The 6613-nt window shown below is 61.9% G+C and carries 8 protein-coding genes and 1 pseudogene; 1 reads left to right on the plus strand and 8 read right to left on the minus strand.

What is annotated here, in order from left to right; genetic code table 11:
- Positions 1–714: hypothetical protein (locus EOC06_RS20985; RefSeq protein ID WP_206631224.1), on the minus strand; the 714-nt coding region annotated here is incomplete at its 3' end.
- Between the two features lie 106 nt (positions 715–820).
- On the opposite strand from EOC06_RS20985, the gene EOC06_RS20990 reads away from it, so the two are divergent.
- Positions 821–1012: a hypothetical protein gene (locus EOC06_RS20990; protein ID WP_128308686.1), complete on the plus strand. Its 192-nt coding sequence runs from the start codon at positions 821–823 to the stop codon at positions 1010–1012.
- On the opposite strand, the gene EOC06_RS20995 is transcribed toward EOC06_RS20990, so the two are convergent.
- The 7 genes and pseudogenes from EOC06_RS20995 to EOC06_RS40890 all read right to left on the minus strand — a co-directional run.
- Positions 979–1428 (minus strand): hypothetical protein, encoded by a 450-nt coding sequence (locus tag EOC06_RS20995; RefSeq protein WP_128308687.1) that lies wholly within the window; start codon positions 1426–1428, stop codon positions 979–981. The genes EOC06_RS20990 and EOC06_RS20995 overlap by 34 nt on opposite strands.
- Before the next feature lie 680 nt (positions 1429–2108).
- Positions 2109–2279: pseudogene (locus EOC06_RS21000) on the minus strand (potassium-transporting ATPase subunit C); the annotation flags it as partial.
- 12 nt (positions 2280–2291) lie between these two features.
- Positions 2292–4385: a potassium-transporting ATPase subunit KdpB gene (gene kdpB / locus EOC06_RS21005; RefSeq protein ID WP_128308688.1), complete on the minus strand. Its 2094-nt coding sequence runs from the start codon at positions 4383–4385 to the stop codon at positions 2292–2294.
- Positions 4382–4597: a hypothetical protein gene (locus EOC06_RS21010; RefSeq protein WP_128308689.1), complete on the minus strand. Its 216-nt coding sequence runs from the start codon at positions 4595–4597 to the stop codon at positions 4382–4384. The genes kdpB and EOC06_RS21010 overlap by 4 nt, the downstream gene beginning before the upstream one ends.
- Positions 4598–4604: 7 nt before the next feature.
- Positions 4605–6308 carry a potassium-transporting ATPase subunit KdpA gene (gene kdpA, locus EOC06_RS21015; RefSeq protein ID WP_127273222.1) on the minus strand — a complete coding sequence of 568 codons (1704 nt, stop codon included), beginning with the start codon at positions 6306–6308 and terminating at the stop codon, positions 4605–4607.
- Positions 6309–6328: 20 nt separating this feature from the next.
- Positions 6329–6418: a K(+)-transporting ATPase subunit F gene (locus EOC06_RS21020; RefSeq protein WP_032808122.1), complete on the minus strand. Its 90-nt coding sequence runs from the start codon at positions 6416–6418 to the stop codon at positions 6329–6331.
- A 15-nt stretch (positions 6419–6433) separates the two neighbouring features.
- The coding region (locus EOC06_RS40890; protein WP_128308690.1) for a hypothetical protein at positions 6434–6613 on the minus strand (180 nt) is incomplete at its 5' end.

Genomic DNA, 6613 nt, shown 5'->3' on the forward strand with positions numbered 1-6613 from the left:
CTCGAACGGCATGTTCGAGAAGTTGTCCGAGGCAAACGAGATGCCCAGGCCGCGCGTCACCTTGACCTTCGGCAGAAGGATGGTGAACGGCGTGTTGTCCTTCGGCAGGATGCCGGTGACCTTGCACGCCAGGTCGGGCTGGGTCACAGCCTGGCCGACATCGACACGCTTGAGGCGGCCGACGCGGGCGCCCACCGGGAACGTCATGCCGGTCGGGATCTCGAAGCCGGCGGCCAGCGTGACCGTCTTCGTCACGTTGTCATACGAGCCGGCCTTGACGACGTGAACGTAGTCGTCCTGACCCTTCTGGATGAAGAGGTAGTCGCCCGCAACGACCGGAGCGGTGGGCGCCACGGCAAGAACGATCTCGTCCGAGGCAGCGATGGCTTCGGCGCTGAGCGCGGACAGTTCATCCACAACGTCAAAGCCCGTGCCCGAGGCGTCATGACCGGCGGCGTAGGCGATGTTCTTCGCGGTGAACTCGTAGACTTCGCACGACGTCTTGAGGCCCTCACCCGTACGCACGGACATGACAACGGCGTTGCGGATGCCCTGTGTCAGTTCGGTGTACGCGGCTTCGCCGGTCAGTTGGAAGTTCTTCACCAGGCCGATTGAATGCTCGATCGGGTTCAGCTTGTGGAGGTCAGCGAGCGCGCCAAGCATGACGGTCGCCGTGGAAAGCATAAACTTATTCGTTTTGGCGTTACCGGCCATGGGGTGCTCCTTTTGAAATCGGCGCAGAATGATCTTTCAATCGCGCTTGTTAGGTGGGCACCCGTCGCTATATGAGCAATGAACCTGTGCAGCATAATGGTGTAAAATGAAGCGCATTACCGTGAACGTTGATGACGAGTTGAAGGAGGTATTGGAGCGCCGTGCTACATTTCTTCGTCGCTCCACCTCCGCCGAGATCGTCACCTTGATTGAGACAGCTCTTGCTCAAGAAGATGAAACCAACCGAGCCATCTTGCAGGCTCACTATGCCATTGGGTCGACCAAGGCCTCGGCCTGAATAAACTGAAGCGCTCGCGTGTTGGCTTTGGTCATCGGGGCGACTGAGGTTCCATCAACAATCTTGAGCCAGCTGTATGGCTGCTCCGTCGTGCTGTCGAATACCGACAGGCGCGTCCCGCTCTTCAAAGACTTGAAGAGAAAGTCCACCATCTTGCGGTGGACGAACAATCCATCATCCTTGAACGAACCGACCCCGATCACGAACGTGGCGCTGTAGATCCCATTGGACAGCTCGTCGATCGCCAGCGAGGCTGGACCGATCAGGTGGAGAGCCGGCGCCTCTTCGATGTTTGCGTGCGCCTCCCAGTCGAACATCTGCATGCTTTCGAGCGGCGTGATGCCGTTGGCGGCGATCATCTGGATCTGCTGGTTGACGTAGGCCGCGACCGACGTCCAGACATTCATGTAGGCCATTCTCAATCTCCGTATTTGCGGCCCTTGCCGATCGAGTATCGGTTCAGTGCCTTCTCGACCGCGGCTGGGACTTTCCTCTGGAAGAAGTACGCCAGGGAGGGCTCGAGCATTGGCCGGTAGAAACTCATGCTGTCGCCGGTGAACGAGTTCTCAAACGACCCGATCTTGAAGCCGCTCTTGTTCCTCCGGCGGATGCGGTGGCGATCGATGACACCGCCCTCCAGCTTCTTGATTGCGCTCTCGCTGAGGCCCATCAGGCGTGCCAGGACGGGCATGTTGCCGGAGACGTTCTGGCTCTGGTTGAACACCTGCTGGTTCAAGACAGCATGCGCGACGTTGACCGGCGCCCCCGCGAGCAGGTTGATGGAGATGTCAGCGATCTTGTAGACGCGCTTGCCTGTGTCGGCGGTGTAGAAGAATGGGGTAATCGTCACGCATCCATAGCTGACCGCGCCGCTCCCCCCTCTCTGCTTGAAGCCCTTGTTCAGGGCCACGGTGCCGGTGCCGGCCTTCTGCCGGATCTCGGAGCGCAGCGCGCTGGTGTGCAGGAAGAATTTGTCCTTGTTGGCCGTCTTCTTCCGCCGGGTTATATTGGCCAGGTTTCGCCACTCGACCTCGATGTCCGAACCTTCGAATGCATTGATCTCGGTGCTGCCGCCATAGTCCTTCTCAGACGTCAGGCCGATCAGCTCGGAGCCGATAACCTTGCCATCCTTCTCGATCAAGCTGCCATTGGCCTGGCGCGGGAAGATCGCCTGGGCGATGCCGGTCATGCCCAAGGGATAGATCAGGCCGGTCAGGACCGTGAAGAAGACGATCATGATGATCGCGGGTCTTATCTGTTTGAACATGAGCGTAATTCCTTAAGCAAGGCCAAGCGCGGTGACGATCATGTCGATCGCCTTGATGCCTACGAAAGGCACGATGAGGCCGCCGAGGCCGTAGACGAGAAGATTGCGGCTGAGCAGCGCGCCGGCGCCGATGGCGCGATATTTGACGCCCTTCAGCGACAGCGGGATCAGCGCGATGATGATCAGTGCGTTGAAGATGATGGCCGACAGGATGGCGCTTTGCGGCGTCGCCAGATGCATGACGTTGAGTGCCTGCAGCGGGCCGGTCGTCTGTCCCGGTGCGACGTAGAAGACGGCGAACATCGCCGGAATGATGGCGAAATACTTGGCCACGTCGTTGGCGATCGAGAAGGTCGTCAGCGAACCCCGCGTCATCAAGAGCGCCTTGCCGATCTCGACGATCTCGATGAGCTTGGTCGGATCGCTGTCGAGATCGATCATGTTGCCGGCCTCGCGGGCGGCAACCGTGCCGGTGTTCATGGCGACGCCGACATCGGCTTGTGCAAGGGCGGGTGCATCGTTGGTGCCGTCGCCGCACATGGCCACCAGCTTGCCCTTGGCCTGTTCGTCGCGGATCAGCTTCAGCTTGTCCTCCGGTGTGGCCTGCGCGAGGAAGTCGTCGACGCCGGCTTCCGCGGCGATCGCCGCCGCCGTCATCGGGTTGTCACCGGTGATCATCACCGTGCGGATGCCCATGCGGCGCAGTTCGGTGAAACGCTCGCTGATGCCGCCCTTGACGATGTCCTTGAGGTGGACGACGCCGAGCAGGCGCCCGTCGCGTTCGACCGCCAGCGGCGTGCCGCCGGACTTGGCGATCTCGTCGGCGATGGACTGGAGATCGCGGATGGATTCGCTGCTTGGGCGCGTGCCATGGGCGGCAGCTGCCGACTGGTTGACATGGGCAAGCACGGAATCGACGGCGCCCTTGCGCACCGACGAACCATCGATGTCGACGCCGCTCATACGGGTCTGCGCTGTGAAGGGCACGAAAGTGGCGTGCAGCGTTGCCATGTCGCGGGCGCGGATGGCGTATTTCTCCTTGGCCAGCACGACGATGGAGCGGCCTTCCGGCGTCTCGTCGGCGAGCGAGGCTAGCTGAGCCGCGTCGGCCAGTTCCTGTTCGGTGACGCCCTTGACCGGGCGAAACTGCGTCGCCTGGCGGTTGCCGAGTGTGATCGTGCCGGTCTTGTCGAGCAGCAGCGTGTCGACGTCGCCTGCGGCCTCCACGGCGCGGCCCGACATGGCCAGCACGTTGAATCGCACCAGGCGGTCCATGCCGGCGATGCCGATGGCCGAAAGCAGCGCGCCGATCGTGGTCGGGATCAAGGTGACGAACAGCGCCACCAGAACGGTCACCGAGATATAGCCGCCCGAGTAGGAGGCAAAACTCGGGATCGTCGCGGTGGCCAGCACGAAGATCAGCGTCATGCCGACGAGCAGGATGTTGAGCGCGATCTCGTTCGGCGTCTTCTGGCGCTCGGCACCTTCGACCAGCGAGATCATGCGGTCGAGGAAGGTATGGCCGGAGGCGGCGGTGATGCGGACGCGGACCCAGTCTGACAGCACCTGGGTGCCACCGGTGACCGCCGAACGGTCGCCACCGGATTCGCGGATGACCGGCGCCGATTCGCCTGTTATCGCCGCCTCATTGACCGACGCGACGCCCTCGACCACTTCGCCGTCCGACGGGATGATGTCGCCGGCCTCGACCAGGACGGCATCGCCGACCTTGAGGCTGGTGCCGGGCACGAGTTTGTATTTGGTGCGGTCCTCACCGGTCAAGAGCTTGGCCTGGGTCTCGGTGCGTGCCTTGCGCAGCGAATCCGCCTGCGCCTTGCCGCGGCCTTCTGCGACCGCTTCGGCGAAGTTGGCGAACAGCACGGTGAACCACAGCCAGATGATGATCTGCAGCGTGAAGCCGAGATTGCCGCCTCCGGTGACTAGGTCCTTGACGAACAGCACCGTGGTGAGCGCCGAGACGACGGCAACGACGAACATCACCGGATTTCTGGCCAACGTGCGCGGGTCGAGCTTGCGGAAGGCGCCGCCGATGGCGGGAAGCAGGATGCTGGCATCCATGATGCTGGCTGATTTCGAGTTGCTCATTTTGAAGCTCCGGCTTCGGTGTTGTTGGACGGCACCGGATGATCGGATGCCGAAAGGAAATGCGGCGGCCCGTAGGCCAGCAGCCAGAGGACGAGCATGACTGCCGCAAGGCCGAGAAACGTCGACAGGGTCGGGAAAGGAGGAGGTCTCTCCTCCTTTCCGGGATCGTCCCTGTGGCCGACCTTGCGGCGCATGGCATTGAACCAGGACATGACGGTCTCAGAAGGTCTGCCCGTGAGCCATCGCCAGGTGCTCGATGATCGGCCCGACGGCGAGCGCCGGGAAGAAGGTGAGGCCACCGACGATCAGGATGACGCCGACCAGCAGTCCGACGAACAGCGGGCCATCGGTCGGGAAGGTGCCTGCAGAAGCCGGAACCGTTTTCTTCGCCACCAGCGAGCCGGCAATGGCCAGCGCCGGGATGATGACCAGGAAGCGTCCCATCAGCATGCCGATGCCGATGGTGATGTTGTACCAGGGCGTGTTGCCGCTGAGGCCGCCAAAGGCCGAACCGTTGTTGGCCGCCGCCGAAGTGTAGGCATAGAGGACTTCTGAGAAGCCGTGCGGGCCGGCATTGCCCATCGACGCCACGCCGGTCGGCAGCACGACGGCGATGGCCGTGAAGATCAGCATCGCCAGCGGCAGGCACAGTATGGCCAGCATCGCCATCTTGACCTCCTTGGCCTCGATCTTCTTGCCCAGATATTCGGGCGTGCGGCCAACCATCAGGCCGGCGACGAAGACGGCGACGACGATGTACATCAGGATGCCGTAGAGGCCCGCGCCGACACCGCCGACGATGACTTCGCCAAGCTGCATGTTGATGATCGGGATCATGCCGCCGAGCGCGGTGAAGGAGCCGTGCATGGCGTTGACGGCGCCGCAGGAAGCGGCCGTGGTGATGACGGCAAACAGCGCCGACAGGGCGATGCCGAAGCGGCTCTCCTTGCCCTCCATGTTGCCGCCGTCGATGCCCAGCGCATGCACCAGCGGGTTGCCGGCGGCTTCCGCCCAGTAGCAGATGGCGACACCGGCGATGAACATGACGCCCATGGCCGAGAGGATCGCCCAGCCCTGGCGCTGGTTGCCGATCATGCGGCCGAAGACATTGGTCAAGGCGGCGCCGATGGCGAAGATCGACACCATCTGGATCAGGTTGGAGATCGCGTCGGGGTTCTCGAACGGGTGCGCGGCATTGGCGTTGAAGAAACCGCCGCCATTGGTGCCGAGCATCTTGATGGCCACCTGCGAAGCGACCGGGCCGACGGCGATGGTCTGCTGCGCGCCTTCCAGCGTCGTGGCGTTGACGTAGGCGCCGAGCGTCTGCGGCATGCCGAGCCAGACATAGACCAGCGTCAGCACGATGCAGAACGGCAGCAGCAGATAGAGTGTGGAGCGGGTCATATCGACCCAGAAATTGCCGATCGACTTGCCGGACGCCCGGGCAAAGCCGCGGATCAGCGCAATGGCGATGGCAATGCCGGTGGCCGCCGAAACGAAGTTCTGCACCGTCAGCCCGGCCATCTGCACGAGATAGGACATCGTGCTCTCGCCACCATAGTTCTGCCAGTTGGTGTTGGTCATGAAGCTGGCGGCGGTGTTGAAGGCCAACCCTGGTTCAACCGCTGTCATGCCGGCAGGGTTGTAAGGCAGGCTGCCCTGCAGGCGCTGCAGGGCATAAAGCACCAGGAAGCCGGCGAGATTGAAGAGCAGTAGGGCGACCGCGTAGGTGGTCCAGTGCTGTTCCTCGCGTTCGCTGGTTCCGCAAATACGATAAAGCCCACGCTCAAGCGGGCGAAGGACCGGCGAAAGCAGCGTGCGGTCGCCGTTGAAGACGCGGTGCATGTAGCCGCCGAGCGGCTTCACCAGCAAAACGACGATCCCGCAATAGACCAGGATCTGTATCCAACCGTTCAGTGTCATGGGTGTGGCTTTCCGTGCCTTCAGAAGCGTTCTGGACGAACGAGGGCGTATGTCAGGTAGGCGAGCAGGAACAGCGTAACGCCGCCACCGAGAATATAGTCGACGATCATTTTTTCAGCCTCGCTCTAGAGCGCGTCACAAGATTTTATGTAGGCGAAACAAAGGGCAAAGAACAAAATTCCGATTCCGATAACGGCCATATCCATTGTGTTTATTCCTTTTGTTCTTTTGTACTTTGCGGATTTGACAGGAGAGTTCGCAATATCTCGAAAGTGTCCCGTCGCATCTTTGGCGACGGAACCGGT

Source organism: Mesorhizobium sp. M7A.F.Ca.MR.362.00.0.0 (assembly GCF_004023175.1).
GTDB lineage: Bacteria > Pseudomonadota > Alphaproteobacteria > Rhizobiales > Rhizobiaceae > Mesorhizobium.